At 64.3% G+C, this 24,878-nt stretch carries 14 protein-coding genes; 11 read left to right on the forward strand and 3 right to left on the reverse strand.

What is annotated here, in order from left to right:
* The first annotated feature begins 57 nt into the window (after positions 1 to 57).
* The 5 genes from FJ424_RS20270 to FJ424_RS20290 are packed head-to-tail and all read left to right on the forward strand — an operon-like array spanning position 58 to position 7,452.
* Positions 58 to 1,728 (forward strand): thiamine pyrophosphate-binding protein, encoded by a 1,671-nt coding sequence (locus tag FJ424_RS20270; RefSeq protein WP_140654335.1) that lies wholly within the window; start codon positions 58 to 60, stop codon positions 1,726 to 1,728.
* Positions 1,725 to 3,821 carry a hydantoinase/oxoprolinase family protein gene (locus FJ424_RS20275; RefSeq protein ID WP_140654333.1) on the forward strand — a complete coding sequence of 699 codons (2,097 nt, stop codon included), beginning with the start codon at positions 1,725 to 1,727 and terminating at the stop codon, positions 3,819 to 3,821. Before FJ424_RS20270 ends, FJ424_RS20275 begins: the two co-directional genes overlap by 4 nt.
* Positions 3,818 to 5,437, forward strand: coding sequence for a hydantoinase B/oxoprolinase family protein (locus FJ424_RS20280; RefSeq protein WP_140654331.1), 1,620 nt, complete (start codon positions 3,818 to 3,820; stop codon positions 5,435 to 5,437). Before FJ424_RS20275 ends, FJ424_RS20280 begins: the two co-directional genes overlap by 4 nt.
* Complete coding sequence (locus tag FJ424_RS20285) at positions 5,434 to 6,636, forward strand: pyridoxal phosphate-dependent aminotransferase (protein WP_140654329.1); 1,203 nt, start codon at positions 5,434 to 5,436, stop codon at positions 6,634 to 6,636. Before FJ424_RS20280 ends, FJ424_RS20285 begins: the two co-directional genes overlap by 4 nt.
* A gap of 3 nt (positions 6,637 to 6,639) precedes the next feature.
* Positions 6,640 to 7,452 carry an NAD(P)-dependent oxidoreductase gene (locus tag FJ424_RS20290; protein WP_140654327.1) on the forward strand — a complete coding sequence of 271 codons (813 nt, stop codon included), beginning with the start codon at positions 6,640 to 6,642 and terminating at the stop codon, positions 7,450 to 7,452.
* 671 nt (positions 7,453 to 8,123) lie between these two features.
* Here FJ424_RS20290 and FJ424_RS20295 read toward each other — a convergent pair.
* On the reverse strand, positions 8,124 to 8,660 hold the full coding sequence (locus FJ424_RS20295) for an invasion associated locus B family protein (RefSeq protein ID WP_246677308.1): 537 nt from the start codon (positions 8,658 to 8,660) through the stop codon (positions 8,124 to 8,126).
* 286 nt (positions 8,661 to 8,946) lie between these two features.
* On the opposite strand from FJ424_RS20295, the gene FJ424_RS20300 reads away from it, so the two are divergent.
* The 5 genes from FJ424_RS20300 (at position 8,947) to FJ424_RS20320 (ending at position 22,603) form a co-directional block, all read left to right on the forward strand.
* A complete protein-coding gene (locus FJ424_RS20300) occupies positions 8,947 to 20,379 on the forward strand; it encodes a hypothetical protein (RefSeq protein WP_246677309.1) in 11,433 nt (3,810 codons plus the stop codon).
* Positions 20,380 to 20,534: 155 nt separating this feature from the next.
* Positions 20,535 to 21,035 (forward strand): tail fiber protein, encoded by a 501-nt coding sequence (locus FJ424_RS20305; RefSeq protein WP_140654324.1) that lies wholly within the window; start codon positions 20,535 to 20,537, stop codon positions 21,033 to 21,035.
* A 42-nt stretch (positions 21,036 to 21,077) separates the two neighbouring features.
* Positions 21,078 to 21,551 carry a tail fiber protein gene (locus FJ424_RS20310; RefSeq protein ID WP_246672381.1) on the forward strand — a complete coding sequence of 158 codons (474 nt, stop codon included), beginning with the start codon at positions 21,078 to 21,080 and terminating at the stop codon, positions 21,549 to 21,551.
* Between the two features lie 10 nt (positions 21,552 to 21,561).
* Complete coding sequence (locus FJ424_RS20315; RefSeq protein WP_140644686.1) at positions 21,562 to 22,083, forward strand: tail fiber protein; 522 nt, start codon at positions 21,562 to 21,564, stop codon at positions 22,081 to 22,083.
* A gap of 7 nt (positions 22,084 to 22,090) precedes the next feature.
* Complete coding sequence (locus FJ424_RS20320) at positions 22,091 to 22,603, forward strand: GNAT family N-acetyltransferase (RefSeq protein WP_140654322.1); 513 nt, start codon at positions 22,091 to 22,093, stop codon at positions 22,601 to 22,603.
* Positions 22,604 to 22,615: 12 nt separating this feature from the next.
* On the opposite strand, the gene FJ424_RS20325 is transcribed toward FJ424_RS20320, so the two are convergent.
* Positions 22,616 to 23,194 carry a 2OG-Fe(II) oxygenase gene (locus FJ424_RS20325; protein ID WP_140654320.1) on the reverse strand — a complete coding sequence of 193 codons (579 nt, stop codon included), beginning with the start codon at positions 23,192 to 23,194 and terminating at the stop codon, positions 22,616 to 22,618.
* 12 nt (positions 23,195 to 23,206) lie between these two features.
* Positions 23,207 to 23,482, reverse strand: coding sequence for a hypothetical protein (locus FJ424_RS20330; RefSeq protein WP_140644689.1), 276 nt, complete (start codon positions 23,480 to 23,482; stop codon positions 23,207 to 23,209).
* Positions 23,483 to 23,636: 154 nt separating this feature from the next.
* Here FJ424_RS20330 and FJ424_RS20335 point away from each other — a divergent pair, with 154 nt between their 5' ends.
* Entirely contained in the window at positions 23,637 to 24,437 is an 801-nt protein-coding gene (locus tag FJ424_RS20335) for a SapC family protein (protein WP_140654318.1), read from the forward strand.
* Positions 24,438 to 24,878 lie beyond the last annotated feature (441 nt).

Consider the following 24,878-nt stretch of genomic DNA (forward strand, 5'->3'; position numbering starts at 1 on the left):
ATAGTTGCAAGGGCAGGCCCGGTCCGCTTGCCGCCAGCTTTAAGAGGATGTCGAAGCATGGTCCGCAATGGCGGTCGCCTTCTTGTCGAGTGCCTCATTGCCTTGGGTGCCATCAAGAGCTTTGGCGTTCCCGGCGAGAGCTATCTGGCCGTCCTCGACGCGCTGCACGATACCCATGGCAAGCTCGACTACGTGCTTTGCCGCAACGAAGGCGGCGCGGCCTTCATGGCTTCCGCCTATGGCAAGCTGACGGGCACACCGGGCATCTGCTTCGTGACGCGTGGCCCGGGCGTGACCAATGCCAGCATCGGCGTCCACACCGCCATGCAGGACTCCTCGCCCATGATCCTCTTCGTCGGCCAGGTCGGCACCGACATGAAAGGCCGCGAAGCCTTCCAGGAGATCGATTACCGGGCGGTCTACGGGACCGTCGCAAAATGGGCGGTCGAGATCGACGACGTTGCGCGACTTCCCGAGATCGTAGCGCGCGCCTGGACCACCGCCTTGACCGGCCGGCCCGGCCCCGTCGTCGTCGCGCTGCCCGAAGACATGCTGGCGACCATGACCGAGGCCGCGCCGCTCAGCGGCCCTGCTTCGATTTTCGAAGCCGCTCCGTCGCGGGATGCCGTCGCGGCGGCGCTTGAGATGCTGGCTGCGGCAGAGAAGCCGGTGCTGCTCATGGGTGGCGCCAACTGGACGACCGATGGACGCGCCGCGCTCCAGGCCTTCGCCGAGGCTTCAGACATCCCTGTGGTTGCCGCCTTCCGCTACCAGGACCAGTTCGACAACCATTCGCCGGTATTCGTCGGCGAAGCCGGCGTCGGCATGGTGGCGCATGTCAAGACGCTGATCCGCGATGCGGACGTGATTCTGGCCGTCAATGTCCGCTTCGGCGAGATGACGACGGACGGCTACACGCTGCTCGACGTTCCGGTGCCGCGCCAGAAGCTGATCCATGCGCACGGCTCCGACCGCGAGATCGGCAAGATCTATGTGCCCGCGATCGGTATCCACGCCGGCCCGAATGCTTTCGCCAGGGCCCTGTCCCCGGTGAAGGGTGGCTGGGCCGACTGGCGGGCGGCGGCGCGCAAGGCCTATGAAGGCGCCTTCGCGGCACCCGTACAGCCCGGCCCGGTCGACATGGTCGCGGTCAGCGCCTGGCTGCGCGAGACCTTGCCGGCCGACGTCATCCTCACCAACGGCGCCGGCAATTTCACCGTATGGCCGAACAAGTTCTTCAAGTTCGGACCGCAGGCGCGGCTGCTCGCGCCGCAATCCGGCGCCATGGGCTACGGCCTGCCGGCGGCAGTCGCCGCGAAGGTCGCCTATCCGGACCGCACTGTCGTCTGCTTTGCCGGCGACGGCGACTTTCAGATGAATTGCCAGGAGCTCGGCACCGCCATGCAGGCCGGCGCGCAGCCGATCGTGCTCATCATCAACAACGGCATTTACGGTACGATCCGCGCGCATCAGGAACGCAACTATCCGGCCCGCGTCTCCGGCACCTCGCTGGAAAACCCGGACTTCGTGGCACTGGCAAAGGCCTATGGTTTTCACGCCGAGCGCGTCGAATCGACCGGGGATTTCGCCGCCGCCTTCGACCGGGCGCTCGCCTCGACAACGGGCGCCGTCCTCGACATCGCCATCTCGCCCGAAGCGCTCACGCCCCGGCAAACCCTTTCCCAGATGCGCGACGCCGCGCTCGCTTCGCAGAAGGCCAAGGCATGACCTCCAGATCAGACGACATCCGTCTCGGCGCCGACATTGGCGGCACCTTCACCGACATCGCGCTCGATGTCAGGGGAACGATGTTTTCGACCAAGGTGCTGACCAATTATGCGGCGCCCGAGCAGGCGATCCTCGACGGTATCGACGTGGTGATCCGCGATGCCGGAATTTCTGCAGCCGAGATCGGCATCATCATCCACGGCACGACGCTCGCCACCAATGCGCTGATCGAGCGGCGCGGCGCCAGGACAGCGCTGATCACGACCGAAGGTTTTCGCGATGTGATCGAGATGCGGACGGAGAACCGCTTCGAGCAGTATGATCTGAACCTGCAACTGCCGACGCCGCTGATCTCGCGCGAGGACCGCTTCACGGTCAGGGGCCGCATCGGCGCCGAGGGACAGGAGCTGCAGCCGCTCGACGAAGCCGCGCTCGAGGAGATCGCCGACCGGATCGCTGCCGGCAATTTCGGCTCGGTGGCGATCGGCTTCATCCACGCCTACGCCAACCCCGACCACGAGCGTCGCGCCCGCGAGATCCTCTCCAGGAAACTCACCATTCCGATTTCGATCAGCGCCGAGGTCTCGCCCCAGATGCGCGAGTTCGAGCGCTTCAACACGGTCTGCGCCAACGCCTATGTGCGGCCGCAGATGGCTGACTACCTCGCCCGCCTGCAGACGCGGCTGAAGGACATGGGCGCCGACTGCCCGGTCTTCATGATCCATTCGGGCGGCGGCCTGATCTCGGTCGAGACTGCTTCGGAATTCCCGGTTCGCCTGGTCGAATCCGGCCCTGCGGGAGGCGCCATTTTCGCTGCCGACATCGCCCGACGCTTCGGGCTCGAAAAGGTCGTCTCCTATGACATGGGCGGCACCACCGCCAAGATCTGCCTGATCGAGGATTTTGCGCCGCGCACGGCGCGGACCTTCGAAGTAGCCCGCACCTACCGCTTTTCGAAGGGCTCGGGCATGCCGATCTCCATCCCGGTGATCGAGATGATCGAGATCGGCGCCGGCGGCGGCTCGATCGCGTGGGTCGACGCCATGGGCCGCATCCAGACCGGACCGGAAAGCGCCGGCTCTGAACCCGGCCCCGCCTGCTACGGCCGCGGCGGCAAGCGTCCGGCGATCACCGACGCCGACCTCGTGCTCGGCAAGCTGGACCCCGACAATTTTGCCGGCGGCGCGATCAAGCTCGACACTGCCGCGTCCGAGCAGGCGATCCTGCGCGATGTCGGCGAGCGCCTGTCGCTGAATGCCATCGCGACCGCCTTCGGCATCTGCGAGGTGGTGGACGAGAACATGGCGAATGCCGCCCGCGTCCACGCGGTCGAAAACGGCAAGAACATCTCCGACAATCTGATGATCGCGTTCGGCGGTGCCGCCCCGCTTCACGCCGCAAGGCTTTGCGAAAAGCTCGGCATCGACCAATGCATCGTGCCGCGCGGCGCCGGCGTCGGGTCGGCGATCGGCTTCCTCAAGGCGCCGTTCGGCTACGAAGCCTTGGCGTCGAAGCTGACGCGCCTGTCGCGCTTCAAGCCGGCCGAAGTCAACGCACTCCTCGCCGACCTCAAAGCCTCCGCCGAGGGTTTCGTGCGCACCGGCGCCAGCGGAAAAATCGTCTGCGAGATCACCGCCTTCATGCGCTATGCCGGCCAGGGCTGGGAAATCCCCGTGCCGCTGGCGGACGAACCGTTCGGCGACGATGCCGTGGCCAGACTCAAGCAACTGTTCGAGGCGAATTACCAGCGCTTCTTCGGCCGCGCCATCGAAGGCCTCGACGGTTTGGAGATCGAGATCGTCACCTGGTCGGTCAAGGCGACGGACGTTCGGCCCCCAGGCGCAAGACATGAGCTCATCATCGGCAAGAAGACCAGCGAGCCGACAACGGCGCGCGCGGTGTTCGATCCGGTCAGCGGCGCGCCGCGCAGCTATGGCATTGTCGAGCGTGACACGCTCTGCGCCGGCGATCGCGTCGCCGGTCCGGCAGTCATCGTGGAGCGCGAGACGTCCACCGTCGTCACCACCAGCTTCGACGCCGTCATCCAGAGCGAAGGCGCGATACTCCTGATCCGCAAAGGCAGCCAGGCATGAGCGATATTGGCGAAATCCGCATGCAGGTCATGTGGAACCGGTTGATCTCGGTGGTCGAGGAGCAGGCGCTCACTTTGCTGCGCACTGCCTTCTCGACCTCCGTGCGCGAATCCGGCGACCTGTCGGCCGGCGTGTTCGATCCGCGCGGCCAGATGCTGGCGCAGGCGGTGACCGGCACGCCCGGCCACGTCAACACCATGGCCGAGGCGGTGCTGCATTTCATGCACGCAATCCCGCGCGAGGAGATGTTCGAAGGCGACACCTATGTCACCAACGACCCTTGGCTCGGCACCGGCCACCTGCACGACATCACCATGGTGTCGCCGTCCTTCCTCAACGGCGAGCTCGTGGCCTTCTTCGCCTGCACCGCGCATGTCGTCGATGTCGGCGGCCGCGGCTTCGGCGCCGACGGCAAGTCGGTCTATGAGGAAGGCATCCAAATCCCGATCATGAAGTTCGCGGAAAAGGGCAAAGTCAATCTCGATCTCGTCCGCATCCTGCGCGCCAATGTCCGCGAGCCCAATCAGGTCGTCGGCGATTTCTATTCCTTGGCCGCCTGCAACGAGGTCGGCCACCGGCGCCTGGTCGACATGATGAAGGAGATCGGCCTGGCGTCGCTCGACGGGCTCGGCGACTTCATCTTCTCGCGCACCCGCGACGCGATGCTCGAACGCATCGAGGCGCTGCCGAAGGGAAGCTGGTCGAACGAGCTGGTGACCGACGGCTACGACGAGCCGGTCAAGCTTGCAGCCACGGTCTCGGTCCGCGACGACCATGTCGAGGTCGATTTCACCGGCACCGATCCGATGAGCCGCTGGGGCATCAACTGCCCGATCATCTACAGCAAGGCCTATGCCTGCTATGCGCTGAAATGCATGGTGGCGCCCGACATTCCCAACAATGCCGCCTCGCTGGCCTTCTTCACCGTATCCTCGCCTGTCAACATCCTCAACGCGGTGCGGCCGGCGCCGGTGGCGCTCAGGCATATTTTCGGCCACATGGTTCCCGATCTGGTGCTCGGCGCCTTTTCCAAGGCATTGCCCGGAAAAATCCTCGCCGAAGGCGCCGGCGCGCTCTGGAACATCCATATTTCGGCGCGCCCAGTTTCAGGCGCGTCCGGCCGACGCGCCGAGGTGCTGATGTTCAACTCCGGCGGTATGGGCGCCCGCCCCGAGCTTGACGGCTTGTCGGCCACGGCCTTCCCGTCCGGCGTGCACACCATGCCGATCGAGGCGACCGAACATACCGGGCCGATCGTCATCTGGCGCAAGGAGCTGCGGCCCAACTCCGGCGGCGACGGCGAATTCCGCGGCGGCCTTGGACAGGTCATCGAGATCGCAGCGACCGACGGCCACGAGTTCGACTTTTCGGCCATGTTCGACCGCGTCAATCATCCGGCCCACGGCCGCAACGGCGGCAAGCCGGGCGTCGCTGGCGTGGTCAAGCTGGACGATGGCACCAGGATGCGTCCCAAGGGCTGGCAGCATGTGCCGGCAGGGCGCCGGCTGATCCTCGAACTGCCGGGCGGCGGCGGCTATGGCGATCCGGCCAGGCGCGACGCGGCCGCGCGGGCCAATGACCGATCCAAGGGCTACATCACGGAGAACGACCGATGAGCTATGTTGCCTCGCGCCTGTCGGCGGTGAAGCCTTCGGCTTCGATGGCGGCCTCGCAGGCCGCCAAGGCGCTGCGCGCCAAGGGCGTCGACGTGATCGATCTCGGCCTGGGCGAGCCCGATTTTCCGACACCGCATCATATCATCGATGCCGCTCATTTCGCCGCCAAGGCCGGCCAGACGCTCTATACGGCCGCTGCCGGCACGGTCGAAGTGCGCGAAGCCATAGCCGGCAAATTCCGCCGCGAGAACGGGCTGGATTACACCGCCGATGATATCGTCGTCGCCAACGGCGCCAAGCAGATCATCTTCAACGCGCTGATGGCGACACTGGAAACCGGCGACGAGGCGATTCTGCCGGCGCCCTACTTCGTTTCCTACCCCGAGATGGTGAAGCTGCTCGGCGGTGCGCCAGTCGTCGTCGAATGCCCGGAGATCAGCGGCTTCCGGCTGACGCCGGCGCTCTTGGAAAAGGCGATCACGCCGAGAACGAAGTGGCTCTTCCTCAACATGCCGGGCAACCCGTCCGGCGCGGTTTATTCGCAATCCGATCTGAAGGCGCTGGGCGCGGTGCTGGCGAAGCATCCGCAGGTGCTCATCCTTTCCGACGAGATCTACGAGCACATCCTGTTCGACGGACGCGAGTTCGTTTCCTTCGGCAAGGCCTGCCCCGAGCTCAAGGAGCGCATGCTGATCGTCAACGGCGTTTCGAAATCCTACGCGATGACCGGCTGGCGCGTCGGCTACGCGGCCGGGCCGACGCCGCTTCTCAAGGCGATGTTGACCATCCAGAGCCAGTCCTGCACCTCGGTTTGCTCGATCGCGCAGGCAGCGACGGTCGCCGCGCTCAACGGCCCGCAGGACGAGGTCGCCCGCTTCCGCCAGGCGTTCGAGGCGCGCCGCGACCTGGTCGTCGACGGCATCCGCAAGATCAACGGCCTGACGTTGTCGCCGCCGGAAGGCGCTTTCTACGCCTATATCGGCTGCGCCAGCCTGATCGGCCGCAAGACGCCCAAGGGGGTCGTGCTGGAGGACGACGCGGCCGTCTCGAATTATCTTCTCAACGAAGGCCGGGTGGCGTCGGTGCCTGGTGTCGCCTATGGACTGTCCCCCTACTTCCGCATCTCGACCGCGACCAGCCAAGAGGTGCTGACCGAGGCGATCGCGCGGATCAACGCCGCCGTCGCGCAAGTGGAGTAAGTGATGCCGCATTACGAACGTATCCTGATCACCGGCGCCGCCGGCCGGCTCGGCGCGCAGCTGCGCAAGGGGCTGGTGCCGTTGGCCAAGACGATCCGCCTGGCGGGGCGCGAACCCTTCGGCGACCTTGCGCCGCACGAGGAGGAAGCGGTCTTCGACCTCGCCGACATGGAAGCGACGATCGCGGCGACCAAGGATTGCGACGCGATCGTGCATTTCGGCGGCGCGCCGCTCGAATGCGAATGGCAGACCATCCTCGATTCCAGCATCCGCGGCTCCTACCACATCTATGAAGGCGCCCGGAAACACGGGGTGAAGCGCGTCATCTACGCTTCGTCGGTGCATGCCATCGGCTATCACGAGATCGAGGCGCATATCGGCGTCGACGCGCCGGTGCGCCCCGACAGCCTCTATGGGGTGTCGAAGAATTTCGTCGAGAGCCTCAGCCGGCTCTATTGGGACAAGTTCGGCATCGAGACGGTGTGCCTGCGCATCTTCTCGTCCTTCCCCGAGCCCGTCGACCGCCGCATGCTGTGGTCATATCTTTCCTTCGCCGACTGCGTGCGCCTGGTCGAAGCGTCGCTGACCGCGCCACGCGTCGGCCACACGATCTCCTTCGGAATTTCCAACAACAAGCTGAAGATGGTCGACAACAGCGGCGCGGACCACCTTGGGTTCATCCCGCAGGACAGTGCCGAGCCATTTCGCGCCGCGGTCGAGGCCAAAGCCCCTGTTCCCGATCCGAACAAGCCGTCGGTGAAATATCTCGGCGGCTGGTTCTGCGAGCTTGGCCATCCCGACGACAAGCACGCCTGACGATCCCGTCTGAGCGGAACTGCGCCACGAAAGCAAAACGCCGGCAACTCGTTGAGTTGCCGGCGTTTTGCAATCGAAGCTGGTAGCGAGGCCAGGATTTGGCTTCTCTGTCCCGGGGGGGGTCGGCTTTGCCCTTATTGCAGGCCCCTGAGAGTTCAAATCGACCGGCCCTCACAGCCGAATAACAAAACGGCCCGCGTTGAGCGGGCCGTTTTGAGTTTGGTTGCGGGGACTGGATTCAAGCGCGCCGGCGATCCTTAAGGAAGATCCTTTCAGCAAACGAATTCCGTGACAGCGCTGTATGGCAACCTGCCCAGAGCGCGCCCCCCATAGTGAGTTCACGAGGTAGCGGTCCTCTGCTATCATAAGTATCCGCGCCTGGCTCCGCACCGTTGTCCCGCGACTCCCATTAACTCAATCCGATTGCCAAACGGATCGGACACGTACGTCCGGTAAAAACCATCAATCGGCTCGTCGTCTTTGCACGCAAACCCCGCCGTGTTGAGACGCGCGCGAAGCTTTGGAGCTCGTCAACCACAAACGCCGGGTGCACCTTCTTGGCAGGGCAAAAGGCGGCCTCCACACCAGATGCACACGGGCGCGGCCAGCCTCGAACCAGCAGCCGCCCCCCGGCCGGCTTCGAGCTCGCAACCGGGCAATTTTGCGCCGCCTTACTTGGTCGCTTCGAGCTTGTCGACCGCCGCGCCGAACCCCTTGAGCGAAACCGGAATGATCACCGGTTTGCGCGTTACCGATTCCATGCCGACGTTCAACGTCGCTCCGGATCGCATCGCCTTGAGCAGATCCGGCGCCAGCGGCGTCGCGGCATAGGCGCCGTTCTGGTCACTGGTCTGGATAGCGATCGTGACCTTCTTGCCGCTGTCGATCTGGTAGGAAGTTCCCGATGGCAGGAACAGGCCATGCGGCAGGGCCAAAAGCATGGCAAAGCCTGGGGTACCCTGCTGGCGGCGCACCGTCACAGTCAGAACCCGCTGGCCGGTCTTCGCTTCGGTGAGATTCTGCGAAACTTGGCATTGCAGTTCGGTGCCCGTTGATCCCGACGAGCAATTGACCACCCAGGGATTGGCGTCCGCGGGTTTCGTCTCTGCCGGCTTGGTATCTTCGGCCATGGCAAGGCCGGTCGCCAGCAAAAGCGCGCCGAGGCCGACGGGCAGGTATCTTTGCCTTCCAAGTACATTAAATCTCACTAATATACTCCAATTGTCACATCTCTCGGTTTATAGCCGGCTTAATCGAGTTCGAGTCGTTGGACGCAAAGTCAATGTTGCCCTACTGCAACAGGACTCTAATTTCTGTGTTAATACCGTATCGCAACCGTGAATTGCCGTGCAATACTATGCAATACATTAGCTATCCGCTATCCCAGTGGAAGAGCATGGCGGCAGCCGGGACGGGTAGATGCGCTCGCGCACAGGGCTGATTGAACGTCGGGGGAAGACCGCTGAGCGCCAAATGCGGCGACGCGGCGGAGCATTGGCTGCATCCCGCCGCTCAGGCATTTTGCTGCGCACCTCCGCGCTGACCACTGTCGCTCTCGCATTGTCGGGCCTGGCCGCGCATGCCGACGATGCCGGGCTATGGCAGCCGCAGGTCCGTGCCATCATCGGCGCCAACAGCAACAGTGGCTATTCGGCGCTCGAAGGCTTCCTGCCGATCAAGCAGAACCTCGAATCGGTCCTCTTCCTCGACGTCCGCTCGAAATATGATTTCGACAACGGCTTCGGCCAGGATGTCGGCCTCGGCGTGCGCCGCATCGTCAATCCGGATCTGATGGTCGGCGGCTACGCCTATCTCAACATCCAGAACGACGACAGCCACCAGTTCGTCGCCACCACGCTCGGCCTCGAGGCGATCACCTCGAAATATGACGCGCATGTCAATGTCTACCTGCCGATCAGCAAGGACCGCGGCTCGACCGGTATCGATTCGACGCTGTCGCTCGTCGGCAACCAGCTGCTCGAACAGATTTCGACGATCGACCATCGCACCTATGCGGCCTGGGGCATCGAGGGCGAGGTCGGCGTCCAGGCGCCGATCGACCTGCCGGAAAACCAGTCGCTGCGCTTCGACGTCGGCGCCTACCATTTCGCCGACCCCAACGGCGACGACCATTCGATCACCGGGGCCAAGGCGGGGATCGAGTACACCTTCGGCGATGTCGTCGGCAAAGGCACGTCGCTGACCTTCACCGGCGAGGTGCGCAACGATAACCGCGACGACACCCAGTTCGCCGGCAGCGTCCGGCTGACGGTGCCGTTCAACGTGTCGGGCAAGGGCAGTTCCGTCGATGACGATCCCGATCTCGTCTCCACGGTCAGCCCGGGCCTGCGCAAGCGTCTCAATGAGCGCGTGCGCGGCGACATCGGCGTCAGGCTGGAGAACCAGGACAGGGTCAACGGCACGACGACGCGGGTGGCCATCAACGCTGCCACCAATGCGGCCTTCGACAATTTCTTCTTCGCCGACGGCGGCAATTCGCTCGGCCTCGGCACCATCGGCGATCCGACCACGCTGGATGATGCCGTCACCAAGGCCGGCGGCAACGGCTTCATCGTCGCGCTCGGCGGCAGCGGCAACATCACCACCGGCGGTGTCAATCTCACGGCCGGCCAGACCGTCATTGGCGGCGGCGGCAGCGTCCAGGCGAAGCTCGCCGACGGCAGCGTCGGCACATACAATTTCGGCGGCAGCAACGGCACCATCCAAGGCACCAACGCCGCCAGCCCCGTGATCACTCTGGCCAGCAACAACTCGCTGAGCAACATCACCATCACCGGCGGCGGCGACGGCATCTTCGGCAACAATGCCGCAGGCACGAAGCTGACCGATGTCACCGTCAGCGGCGCCGGCGGCAACGGCGCCGACTTCACCGGTAATTCCACCAGCGTCAGCGCGTCCAATTTCACCGCGACCGGCAACGGCCTCGACGGCCTGCACATCGAGGATAACGGCACCTACAACCTCACCGGCACGACGACGCTCAACGGCAATTCCGATGACGGCCTCGATATAACCGGACAGGGCACCTACACCTTCGCCACCGTCAATGCCCAGAACAACACCGACCGCGGCATAACGGTGCAGGGCACGTCGAGCGGCGGCAGCTTCACCACCACCGGCGGCACGATCTCCGGCAATGGCGGCACCGCCGTCTTCATCGATCCGATCACCGCCCATGTCGTGCTTGATTCCATCACCCAGAGCGGCGGCGTGTCGGGCGTCATCCTCGACCAGGTGTCGGGCAGCTTCACCGTCAATGGCGCGACGAATATTTCGAACACCACCGGCCCGGCCGTCGCGATCACCAACTCGCCGGCATCAATCCGCTTCGGTGACATCGCCATCACCAATCCCGGCGCCGACGGCATGTCGTTCAGCGGCGTCAACGCCGCTGTGGTCGCCGGCAACATCGTCATTTCCGGGCTCGGAGCCGGCACCGGCCTGGACTTCTCCGGAAGCCAGACCAATTTCACCGCGCAGTCGCTCAATCTTACCGGTACCGGCGCGGCCGGCTCCGCCGGCATCGACCTCACCTCGCCCAGCGCCGGCGGTGCGGTCATCACCATCACCAATGGCGGTACCATCGCCAATGTCGACACCGGCGTTCGCCTCGGCATTGCCGGTACGCCGGCCGATTCGGCTAATGCCAATTTCACCTTCGGCGGCGGTTCGATCGCCGGCATCACCGCCTCGCTCGACGCGCGCGGCCTCAATCAGACGCTCGGCACCTATGCCTTCGGTTCGACCACCTTCAGCGGGCCGCAGCTTTTCGACACGCAGAATGTGATCTTTGTCGGCGCTGCCGCGACAGGAACAGGCGACGGCTCCTCGCTTCTCGATCTGGCCTCGATCGCGACGGCCGATGCCAACACCGACGGCACCGCCATCTTCGTGCTGGTCAACGACGCCAGCAACACGCCGATCGATGCCGCCGGCGGCTTCACGCTGAGCGCCGGCCAGACGCTCGCTTCCTTCGGCAATGGCCGCAGCTTCTCGCTCGGCGGCGTCCCGATCAACGTCACCGGCGACAATGTCCAGCACGACCAGGTTGTCTCGGATGTCAACGGCGCCGCGACGCTTACCAGCACCGGCGCCGACGACGTTGTAACGCTGGCCAACAACAGCTCGCTGCTCGATTTCAATATTTCGGGTGGCAGCGCCAATGGCATCCATGGCAGCGGCGTCACCGGCGTTACGCTGACCGGCATGTCGGTCAGCGGCGCCGGCCTTGCCGGTGTGCTGTTCGACGGCACCGGTAGCGCCACTGCCACCGACCTGATCTCGACCGGCAATACTGGTGCGGGCCTGTCCCTGCAGGGGGCCGGCACCTACAATTTCAACGGCACCACGACGCTAAACAGCAACGGCGCCGATGGCTTGTCGATCACCGGCGATGGAACCTATAATTTCCAGACGCTCAATTCGCAGAACAATGCCGGCAGCGGCGTCGATGCAAGCTCCACCGGCACCGGCAAACTGACGACGACCGGCGGGACGATTTCCGGCAATCCCGGCCAAGGGTTCAGTGCCTCGCAGATCGGGCTGGACGTCACGCTGACCAGCCTCACCCATACTGCCGGCGGCACCGGGATAGCTCTCTCGAACGTTACCGGCAGCTTCGATATCACCGGCACGACGACGATCTCTGGCGTGCCGAACGGGATTGTCATTCAGAACAGTTCGGCAACGGTGGGCTTCGGCGGAAAGGTCACCGTCACCGCCCTCACTGGCTCGGGCATCATTCTCGATACCACTTCCGGCGCCGTCACTTTCGGCGACGTCGCCATCGACCAGCCAGGCCAGAACGCGATCGATGTTTTCGGCACCAACGGCACGATCGCCTTCGGCAACATAGACATCACCAACCTCCCGACCGGCAAGACCGGCCTAGATCTGTCCGGCAGTTCCTCGACCTTCACCGCCACGACGCTCGACATCGCGGGCGCCGGCACCTCGACCGGCATCGACCTCTCCGGCACCACCGGCGGCTCTGTCACCATCGGCAGCGGGATCATAACGGCCGGCACCGGCGTGCAGATGGGCACGCATGGTGCTGCCGGCACCACCGCCAACACCACCTTCTCCTTCGGTGCCGCCGGTGGCGCCTCGATCACCGGCACGGTCGCCTCGCTCGACATGCGCGGCCTGATGGCCGGCAGCGGCACCTATGCCTTCAACGGCACGGCGCTCGTCGGGCCGCAACTGTTCGATGCTGCCAACATCATCTTCGTCGGCGCGGCCGACACCGGCACCGGCAGCGGCGCGGACGTCAGCGATCTTATCAACGCGGCTGCCGCCGACGACCTGACCACCGACGCGAACACAGTCTTCGTGCTCATCAACGACGGCACTGGAAACATCAACACCGATGCGGACGGCTTCACGCTTGCCGATGGTCAGCAGCTCGTCTCGTTCGCGAATAGCAACACGGTCTCTCTCGGCGGGCCACCGGCCAATGTCACCGGCACCAATGTCGTTGCCTCCGGCACACAGGCCGATCCGTTCGGCAATGGCGCCGCCACGCTCAACAATTCGGCCGGCGGCACCATCGACCTCGCCAATGGCAACCGCGTCGCCGATCTCAGCATCAGCAACTCCGGCTCCGGCTCGGCGATCAACGGATCGGATGTAAACGCGGCAACCATCACTGGCGTGACGATCACCAGCGCCGTCACCGGCATCGATCTGACCGGCGCATCGGGCGCTATCAACGTCACCAACACCACGATGGGCGGCGTCAGCGGCACCGGCCTCCTGGCTAGCAATTTCAGCGGCACCGGCACCTTCAACAATTTTGACATCACCGGCGCCGGAACCGGCGTCAGCGTCACCGGCGGTTCCATCGGCACGCTCACCTTCGACAATGCGAGCTCGATCGCCGGCACGTCCGGCGTGGCCTTCAACATCGACACGGCAACTGCCGCCCTCACCTACAACGGCACGATCAACCAGACGAGCGCGGCAAGCGCGGTCAAGATCAACGCCATGACCGGCGGCGGTGCCACCTTCGGCGGCAAGATCACAGCCAGCACCGGCGCGGCCAACGCCATCGATCTCACCGGCAATGCCGGCGGCACGATCAATTTCAACGGCGGGCTCGACCTCACCACCGACGGCGGCTTCGCCTTCAGCGCCATCAATGGCGGCACGCTCAACGTCACCGGCACCAACACCATCGCCACGGGCGGCGGCGTCACCGAAAAGGGTATCCAGCTCGGCGGCGCCAGCGGCCTCACCATCGGCGCCGGCGGGGTGACCTTCGACAGCGTCACCGTCGACGGCTCCGGCGGTACTGTGCCGACCGGTATCGTCATCGAGAACACCAACGGTGGCAACGTCACCTTTGGCGGCGTCGACATCAGTCGCGTCAGTGGCGACGCCATCCGCCTCACCAATGTCGCCAGCGGCACCTATACCTTCAACGGCACGACCACGATCGCAACCGTCGTCGGCAATGGCCCGGGTTTCGTCGTTCAGGGCGGCGCTGCCACCGTCAACGTCGGCAACCTCTTCACCACCGGCGTTTCCGACGACGACGTCAACCTGACCAACAACACCGGCACCATCTCGATCGGCGGCACCATCACCAATTCCGGCACCGGCAACGGCGTCGTGGTGTCCGGCGGCAGCGCGGCGATCACCGTTTCGGCCAACATTTCCAGCTCGGCAAGCGCGCCGGGCACGGCGATCAAGGTCGACGGCACCACCGGCGGCTCTGTCGCGTTCACGGGTAACGTCACCTCGACCGGCACCGGCAATATCTTCGCCATCGGCACGACGACGGCGCCGACGGGCGGGGCGATCGCCTTCGGCCTCGGCAAGACGCTGACGGCAACCGGCGGCGGCGGCGCGGTGATCGGCGGGCTTGCCGGCAACGCCACATTCAACGACATGGCGCTGTTGTCGATCACCAATGCAACCGGCAACGGCCTTTCGGTCTCGAACGTGGCAAGCGGCGCCAACCTGGGCTTCGGCAGCGTCACAATCTCGGGCGCGGGCGGCAACGGTATCGAGATCGCCAACAATGACGGCCTGGTGATGTTCTCGGGCGGCACCACTGTGACGATGGGCTCGGCCGCCAACACGGCCGGCATCGATTTCACCGGCACCAATGCCAACGTCACCTTCGGCGCCACGACGGTCAGCAACATCGGCGCCAACCAGACCGGCATCGATTTCAGCGGCTCGTCCACTGCGGCCGATTTCAGCCTCGCCGCCACCATCACAGGCCTCGGCGACCTCACCTCGCGCGGCATCGATCTGTCCTCGACGACCGGCAACAAGGTCATCACCTTCTCCCAAGGGTCCTCGATCGCCAATGTCGGCATCGGCGTCGACCTTTCGTCCGGTCAGACCACCGCCACCTCGGCCAACGCTACTTTCACCTTCGGCGACGGCGATTCGACCGATGGGCTGGAATCCTCGATCGCCGCGGCGACCAACGGCTACACCGTCAACGCGGTCGGCCTCGATCCGACTCTAGGCGATTACGATTTCGACGACGTGTTCTTCACCGGCAGCGCCAATCTGGCCTCGGCGCCTGGCGCGGTCACGCTGGTTTCGCAGTCGGGCGGCTTCATCAACGCCGGCACGACCGGCAACCTTAGCATGGGCGTCGGCACCATTTCGCTTGCCGCCGCCGATGCGCTGACCGGCGCCCAGAACTTCGCCTTCGTCGGTCCGATCGATGTCGGCACCAGCGCCTTTACGCTCGATTCGGGCCAGACGATCACCGGCTTCGGCAATGGCAACGTCGTCTCGATCGGCACCGTCCAGCCGGTGAACGTCCATGGCAGCCTCGGGGCCACCGGCGGCAACATCACCGGCGACGAGGCCGTGGTCACTGGCACCGGCGACTTCATGCATCTGCTCGGCGACAACGCCGTCCGCCACACCGCCTTCGATTTCAGCGGCGCCAGCGGCTCCGCTTTGCTGATCGACCAGAGTGCGCCGGGCTTCAGCAATGCCAGCGGCATCACCATCGAAGGCGTCACCATCAGCAATGTGGCGGCGGGCCAGACGGCCATCAAGGTCGCGGGATTGACCGGCAATCTCTCGGTCATCAACAACGACATCGACGTTTTAGGCACGCTGCTCGACGTGAACGGCGGCTCCGGCACCATCCAGGTGTCGCGCGGCATCCTGACGAACAGCGCGACGCCCGGCACGCTGATCGGCGGCGGCATCAACATCGCCAACCGCACCGGCGGCGCGGTGACCTTCACCGACCAGGTGACGATCACCGGCGGCAACGGCGTGTCGATCTCGGGCGGCACCGCCGCCGGCGCCGTCAATTTCAATGGCGGCCTCGACATCACCACCTCGGCCGATACCGGCCTCGATTTCTCGGGCCTGAACCTGCTCACGGTCGCCAATGCGGGCTCGACGACGATCAACGCGACCGGCCAGACGGCGCTGTCGCTGCAGGGCGCGATCGGCGCTGGCGGCGTCCATTTCAACAGCGTCACCTCGACCAATGCGGCCGCCCAGGGCGTGCTGATCAGCGGCGCCAGCGGCGGCAATGTCGATCTCGACGCCGTCAACGTCGCCGGTTCAGGCGGCGCCGGCATCGAGGTTCTCAATTCGAGCGGCACTTACATCTTCGGCAATACCACGATCGACAATTCGGCCTCGGCCGGCCGTGGCGTGAACATCGAGAACGCCGCCAGCGCCACCACCATCACCTTCGACGGCACGCTGGGCATCACCACATCCACGGGCAGCGGCTTCCGCGTCGCAAGCAGCGCCCCGCCGGCCGCCACCACGGTCAATGTGACGGGCGCCGGCACGCGCAGCGTCAGTACCTCGAACGGAACCGCCGTCGACATCACTTCGGCCACCCTCGGCGGCGGCTTCACCTCGGTCAACGCCAGTTTCTCGGGCGCGGCCAACGGCATCAACCTGCAGCAGGTGGCGGGCTCGCTCGATCTCGGCAACGGCACGCTGACCAACACTGGCTCGGGCGCCGCCTTCAATGTCGGCTCGGCCACCGACCAGAGCGGCGGGAATGCGACGATCTCTTATGCCGGCAATATCGCCTCCAACGGCAACGGCGCGGCGGTCTCGGTCCAGGAACTGACCGGCGGTTCGGTGACGCTGTCGGGCAATCTGACGGACGGTTCCGCCACCAATGGCGGCCACATCGTCGTTGCCAACATCAACAACGGCACGGCGGCCACCATCACCTTCTCCGGCGCCAGCAAGCAGATCAGCTCCGGCACCAACGACGCGGTCAGCCTGACCGGCAACACCAACGGCACGGTCAACTTCACCAATGGCGGGCTGGCGATCACCGCCACAAGCGGCGCCGGCTTCACGGCCACGGGCGGCGGGACGGTCAATGTCGGCACCGGCAGTAGCGCCAACACCATCGCCACGACCTCGGGAACCGCGCTGAACCTCAGCGGCGTGACGGTGGGCGCCACGTCGCTGAATTTCTCGACCGTCTCGGCCAACGGCGCCGCGACCGGCGTTTCGCTTGCCAACATAGCCTCGTCCGGTGGCGGCACGATCGCGCTCGGCACGGTCAACCTGCAGGGCATCACGTCGCGTGGTGTCGACGTATCCGGCACGTTGGGCGCGGCGCTGTCCTTCAACGATCTCGATATCGGCTTGAACAACAGCGCCGCCGTGGCCTTCGATCTCAACGGCGCAACGATCAATGCCGCTGTGACCGCCAACGATTTCGACGTCACCAATGCGGCCGCGGCCGGGACCTCGATCGGCGTCGATCTGCGCGGCGCCACCGGCGGCCAGACCGTGCGTCTCGGCGACACCGACCCGAACGGCGCGAGTTCGAGCATCGCCGGTGTCAACACTGGCGTCTTCCTCAGTTCGGCGAGCAACCTCAACTTCATCTATGGCGACGGCGAGCAGGCGATTGACCAAGCCTCGACCATCAGCGCCAATGTCGGCATCGACGCCTCCAGCGCGCCGGCTTCAGGCACCTACGACTTCCAGGATGTCAACTTCGCCGCCAGTCCCGGCCTCGGCTTCGGCGTCGGCAGGATCTACTTCGTCGGCGCCAGCGCCACGGGCGACGGCAGCGGCAAGGACCAGAACAATCTGGCGACGCTGACCACTGCGGAAGCGGCGGCGGTTTCAACCGACATCATCGTGCTGGTCAACGACGGCGGCGTCATCACGGCGGCGGGCAGCAACGGCAACGACACGCTGGCACTCGCGGCCAACGAGCAGGTGCGCGGCTTCGGCAACGGCAACATCAACCTGGCGCTGACGGTGCCGTCGACGATCCAGCTGGCCAGCAGCAACATCTCGATCGTCGACCAGACGCCAAACGGCGCGGCGACGCTGACGAGCGCGGATGGCAGCAGCATCATCACGCTGGGTAGCGACGGCAACATCATCGACGGCTTTACGATAAATGGCAACGACGGCACAGGCGCCAATGCCGCGATCGGCATCAGCGGCTCCGGCACGGCGAACGCCACGATCAGCAACATGACGATCAGGAACGTCACGGCCGCCGATATCGACTTCGGCACCGGCGCTGCCGGCACCACGACGCTGACCAATCTCTCCCTCTTGTCTACCGGTGCTGGCGGCACTGCCATCAAGTTTGGCGCAGCCTCCGGAACGGTCACCGGCACCAATGTCGACACGACAGGCGGCAGCGGCGTGTCCGTCGTCGGTGGCAGTGCGGCCTTCACCTTCGACAGCGCGAGCTCGATCGCCAACGTCGCCGGCACAGCCGTCAGCATCACCAACCGCACCGGCGGCAGCTTCGGCTTTGCCGGCACGGTTACGTCCACCATTGGCGGCAGTGGCATCGCCATCTCCGGCGCGACCGGAGCAAACACGGTCAACTTCAGCGGCGCGGTCGATTTCAACGCCGCGGGCACAGGTGTGTCGATCAACAATGGCGGCCTGGCCTCGACCATCAGTTTCGCCAACCTCGCCCTCACGACGGGCAGCGCCAACACGGCCTTTACGGCGACCAACGGCGGCACGGTCAATGTCGCCACCGGCTCGATCAGCACGACTGCCGCCCAAGCGGTCAACCTCAACGGCATCGCGGCCGGCATCAATTTCACCTCGACCACCTCCGGCGGCGGCACCAACAACGTCGCGCTTACCAATGTCACCGGCACGGTGAACCTGGGCACCGGTTCGCTGACCGGCGCGTCGGGCGTCGCCTTCCTGGGCTCCGGCGGCACGGCAACCGTCACCTATGGCGGCTCGATCACCAAGACCAGCGATGGCCGCACGATCGATATCCAGAACCGCACTGGCGGCACGGTGACACTCAGCGGCGCGGTTTCCTCGACCGGCTCGAGCGACGGCATTTTCCTCAACACCAACACCGGCTCGACCATCAGCTTCGCCGGCGCCCTGACCATCGACACCTCGAGCAGCAACTCGATCGGCTTCAACGCGACCGGCGGCGGCACGGTCAGCGCGACCGCCTCCGGCAGCACCATCAATTCGGGCCAGGCGACCGCGCTCAATGTCGTCAGCACGACGATTGGCGCCTCCGGCCTGAAGTTCCAGAGCATCTCCTCGAGCGGCGGCACCGCCGCCGGCATCGTGCTCGACGGCACCGGCTCTAGCGGCGGGCTGACCGTAACCGGCACCGGCTCGGCCGGCTCGGGCGGCACGATTTCCAACAAGACCGGCGCCGATATCCTGACCGGCACAGACGCCGGCGGTCAGACCGTGAGCGGAAGTGCCGGCACCGGCATCTTCCTGAGGAATACCTCCGGAGTATCGTTCGCCAACATGCAGCTGAACGACTTCTCGAACTTCGCCGTCTACGGCAACACCGTCACCAACTTCACGATGACCGGCATGACCATCAACGGCGTCAACGGCAACAACAATGCCGGCGACCGCGAAGAAGGCTCGATCCGCTTCGACAACCTGCTCGGCACCTCTTCGATCACCAACTCCAGCATATCGGGCGGCTACAACCAGAACGTCGACCTCTACAACACCAGCGGCACGCTGACCCGGCTGACCATGGACAACATCCAGTTCGGCCTGATCGATGCGACGGGAGGCAACGACAATGTTCGCGGACAGGTCTACAACAGCGCGACCGCCAACTACACGCTGACCAACAGCACCTTCGCCGGCACGCGCGCCGACTTCATCGCGTTCCTTGCCAACAACAATTCCACCATGGATGCCGTGGTGCGCAGCAACACGTTCCACAACGGCCAGGCGATCATCCCCGGCGGCGGCACGGCGGTCGATATCCGCAGCGGCTCGGGCGGCCTTGCCTCCGCTGCGACGACCACCTTCGATATCTCGCACAACGTTCTGACCGACGGTGGCGCCAATGCCTTCGATACCGTCGGCATCTTCGTCGCCAAGGGTCAGGACAACGGCACCATGGCCGGCACGATCGCCAGCAACCAGATCGGCCCGGCCAAGGTGAACTCCAATTCGGATGGCATTTTCGTGCGCGTGGCCGGCGCTGGCACGATGACGACCCTGATCCAAAACAACACCATCACCGGCGTCGGCAACAACGGCATCCATCTCCAGAACAACGATGGCAGCGCCACGTTGAATGCCACGATCTACGGCAACAGCGTGACGTCGCCAACGAGCTCATTCCCGTTTGCCGCGCTGCTGGTCGACAATGGCGCCACAGCCACCGACACCAGCACGACCAATGTCGTCATCGGTTCGGGCACCGGCGGTGCGGGCAGCAAGAACACGCTGACCCATTCACCCAACTATACGGTCGATGTTTCGTTGAGCAATTTCAACGCCAGCACGCACCTCAACCTGTCGCGGAATGGTTCGGGCCAGAGCACGGCGCTCGGCGTCATCCAGGATGACAACACCGGCGTGCAAACGGTCGATACGACGGGTGGCAGCGGGACCATCACCTTCGTCAACAGCTTGCCGACGCTTCCGCCGGTAGTGGCGCCCTAAGTCTTGCCTTGCATGTGCCTTGGTGGTGGCATTTTCGCCGCTGGGCGTAACTTTAGTAAAAGTGAAGTTAAAAGATTTTTTGATTACACGCCTTATTGCCGTTGTGTAATGTAATCGCATTGCGCTAATGTATGCTTACAGCAAGGAGGGGTGCGATGGCGGAACCATTTCTTTCCGAAATCAGAATCATGTCTTTTGCCTTCCCTCCGAAAGGCTGGGCGCTGTGCAATGGGCAATTGCTCCCGATCAACCAGAACCAGCCGCTGTTCTCGTTGCTGGGCACCACTTTCGGCGGCGACGGCCGGGTGAATTTCGCCCTGCCCGACTATCGCGGGCGCGTCCCCATCCATGTCGGCGGCAGTCATGTGCTGGGCGAACGGGGCGGCGAGCAGGCGCACATGCTTTCGATCTCGGAACTGCCGGTCCATAGCCATGCCGAGATGGCCACCACGGCCAATGCCGATGTGCCGGCTCCCGCCGGCAACCTGCTGGCAACGGTCGCCAACGTCTATACGCCGCCAGCGAACCCCACTACGACGATGGACCCCGGTACGCTGGCCTTGGTCGGCGGCAGCCAGGCGCATATCAATATGCAGCCGTTCCTGACACTGAGCTTCTGCATCGCCCTGCAGGGCATTTTCCCGTCGCCGACCTGAGGAAACGCAATTATGGCACAACCCTATGTTGGCGAAGTGAGAATGTTTGCCGGCAATTTCAATCCTGCCGGCTGGATGTTCTGCGAAGGACAGCTCTTGCCGATCTCGGAGTATGAAACCCTGTTCAACCTGATCGGCACCACTTATGGCGGCGACGGCGAGAGCACCTTCGCATTGCCCGACCTGAGGGGCCGGCTGCCGCTGCATCAGGGCGACAGTTTCATCCTTGCCGAGACCGGGGGCGTGGAGGAAGTCACGCTGACGACCCAACAGATCCCCTCACACACGCACCCGTTTGTCGCCTCGTTGAACAACGCAGCGGCGAATACGCCCACCGGCAATGTGACCGGGCAGGTTGGCGCCTCGCAGATCTACCGTGAAGCGCCGGCGACGACGCCGATGTCCCCACAGACCGCCGGGCAGACCGGCGGCGGTCTGCCGCATACCAACTTCCAGCCGTATCTTTGCATCAATTTCATCATCTCGCTGTTCGGTATCTTCCCGTCGCCGACTTGAAGAGGACGTCATGGCCGATCCGTTCGTCGCCGAAATCCGCATCTTTCCGTTCAACTTCGCGCCCAAGGGCTGGGCATGGTGCGACGGTCAACTGCTGCCAATATCGCAGAACACCGCGCTGTTCTCATTGCTCGGCACGACCTATGGCGGCAATGGCAAGTCCAACTTTGGCTTGCCCGATTTGCAGGGCCGCGCGCCGATGCATCCGGGGCAGGGACCGGGGCTGTCGCTGCACGATCTCGGTGAGCAGGGCGGATCGGAGACGGTGCAGTTGCTGATATCGGAGATGCCGCAGCACGGGCACACGCTGATGGGGAATATCAATCCAGCCAATCTGGCGGCTCCAAGTGCGACACGATCCTATGCGCGCACGAATCCAGGGCAATCTTACTCGGCGACAGCCACGTTGACGCCGCTCAACGATCAGGCGGTGCGACCGGTCGGCGGCGACCAGCCGCACAACAACATGCAACCCTATCTCACCTGCTATTTCTGCATCGCGCTTCAGGGCGTCTTCCCACCACGCCCCTGATTTGCCGATGAACCATTTTCGCGGGGCGGCCGGCTGGATGCGCGCGGCGGGTGCTGGGCTCACATTCCGCGGGTCAACGGATGCCGATCTGCCGTTTCTGTTGCACCTCTATGCCTCGACCCGCCTCGAAGAGCTGGCCGTGACATCCTGGGCCGAGGCGCAGAAGGCCGCGTTCCTCGACATGCAGTTCCAGGCGCAGCACGCGCATTACCGCAAATACTACCCCGATGCCGACTGGTTGGTGGTCACGCGTGCCGGCAGCGATATCGGACGGCTCTATATCGAGCGCTGGCCAGGCGAGCACCGCATCATCGACATCGCCTTCCTGCCGGCGTTTCGCGGCAAGGGCTTCGGCTCGGCCCTGCTCAGCGATCTCATCGACGAAGCCGCAGCCATCGGCAAAGCGGTCTCGATCCATGTCGAGAAGCACAACCCGGCCATGCGGCTTTACCTGCGGCTGGGCTTCACCGTGGCCGAAGACAAGGGCGTTTACGACCTGATGCTGCGTCCGGCCCTGTGAGCGCCGCAACCATCACGCACCGCGATACCAGGAGACGATGGTGAAGCGTTCGTTGCGCGTAACCGGCGTCACTTCGTGCGTCGTTTCCGAGCGAAACGCGACCACCGACCCCGGCAATGCCAGCATCGCGACGCGCAGCTCCGGACCGCTGTAAGGTCCGTGCAGGACCAGCGAACCGCCGGAATAGTCCTCCGGCGAAGGCTCGTCGGACTGGCCGTTAAGAAAGATCACCATCGAAATCTTCCGGAAGCGCGACTCGTCGCGAATGATCGGCGTGTTGCCGTCCTGGTGCGGCACGAAGAAATCGCCCTCTTGGTAGTGGAGGAACTGCGGTTTCTCAAACGCGCCCAGCGCGATTGCGAAATGCCGTTCGAGCACCGTTTTTTGCTGCTCCAGCAGACGCTCTATCAGCGCCTGCGCGGCAAGCGAAACTTCGGCACGTCTGGTCCGACGCACCTGCGACCATTGCGGCTTCTGATCGGAACGGCCGAGCAGGCCGGCAGCCTCGCCGGTGGCTGCGCGAATTTCCGAGCACAACGCGCGACAGGTCGCTTTGTCCAGCACTTTGGGGATTGTGACATAGTCGACCACGCTCGGCCGATCTCAGTTGAAGACCGCTTCGTAGATATAGCCCGCCTGGTCGCCGGAGATGGGCACGATGAAGATGTCATGCGTGATCTCGCTGCCGACAAAGCGATAGGTCGCCTGGGGCAAAAGCATTTCGCGCGGCCCTTTGAACAGCGCCGAGAAGCCGCCGCCGGCCCGCGGACTGTTGGCGACGCGTTTTACTGAAGCGAGCTCCAGCGCGACCATCTGCCCGCCTGCCTCGACGACGAATGTCTGCCCGACCGCCTGCTCGAATTGCGTAGCCGATGCCATTCCCGTCCACCTTCAATCACTACCGGTTGCCGCCAATACCGGCGGTCCGCGCCATGCTGTTCATAGCGTGCCGGGAAGCCGTTGCGCCAGCCCTTGTGCTGGCCTAAACCCTTTATAGCTGCGCTATTGCATGGCTTTTTGGAGGAGGCTGAACATGGCTGAAGCGAAGACCGAGAAGGCGCCGGCGCTAGCCGGCTCCGGCAATGCGCTGCCGCTGTTTTATAGCAATCCCGAAGCGCTCAACCCGATACGCCATGGCTCGCTCGGGCTGATCGCGCGCGCCGATTTCGGCTTTGCCCGCGCGGCGCATTCCATCCCCGTGGCGGCCTCAGAAATGCCGGGCGCCATGCGCTCCTATCCGATCGTCTTCATAGGCCCGGGCAAGGCGCCGGTGATCATCACTGGCCTGCGCCAGAACGAGAACCGGTTCGTCGATCACGACGGCCGCTGGACCGAACCCCACTACATCCCGGCCTATGTGCGGCGCTATCCCTTCATCCTGGCGGATGAGTCGGCGACAACGGGCCGGCTGACACTCTGCATCGACCGAGCCAGCGACCGCGTCGTCGATCAACTCGCCGCTCCCTTCCGAGACGATGGCGGCAAGCTCGCTTTGTTCTTCAACGGCACCGAGCCGACCGAAGCGACCAAGCAGGCGCTCGCCTTTTGCAGCCAGTTCCAGAACGATTTCAACGCCACCCGCGCCATGGTCGAGAAGATCGACGCGCACGGCCTGTTCGCGGCGCGGCAGAGCAAGGTGACGCTGGAAGGCGGCGAGACCCTGAATCTCACCGATTTCCAAATCATCGACGAGGTTGCGCTGAACAAGCTTGGCGACGAGGCTTTCCTCGACCTCCGCAGATCCGGCGCGCTGGCGATGATCTATTGCCACCTCGCCTCCTCTAACAGCTGGTCGTCGCTGGTCCACCAGGCGTCGATGCGCAAGCGGGCTTAGAAAATGAGCGGCGACAATTTGATCGTGTGACGGTACGCCGATGATCGCTGATCGGCTACGCTTGCCCGATGCTTTGGGACAGCCAGACGAGGATTCTTGTCGAACTCTTGACGGATCACGACGCCACAGAACTCACAAAGGCGAGGCATTCGCCGTCGACATCGAAGTCGTTGGTTGAGGGCTAGTAAATGGCATTTCGGTGTCTTGGCACCGGCAGGAAAGTACGTTGGCGTTATCGCTTAGTTAGAGCCGGGACAGATCCAGCGCTCGATGACAACAGCGCGCAAATACCTCGTTTGTCCGCGGCAAGCAGGAATGTGCCTCACAACGAGTGCCGAATCGGTGACTACGTGCCAGTCCAACAAAAAACCGCCCCGGTTAGACCGGGACGGTTATTGATTTATGATAAAATTGGTTGCGGGGACAGGATTTGAACCTGTG

The sequence above is a fragment of the Mesorhizobium sp. B3-1-8 genome, assembly GCF_006439495.1.
Lineage (GTDB): Bacteria > Pseudomonadota > Alphaproteobacteria > Rhizobiales > Rhizobiaceae > Mesorhizobium.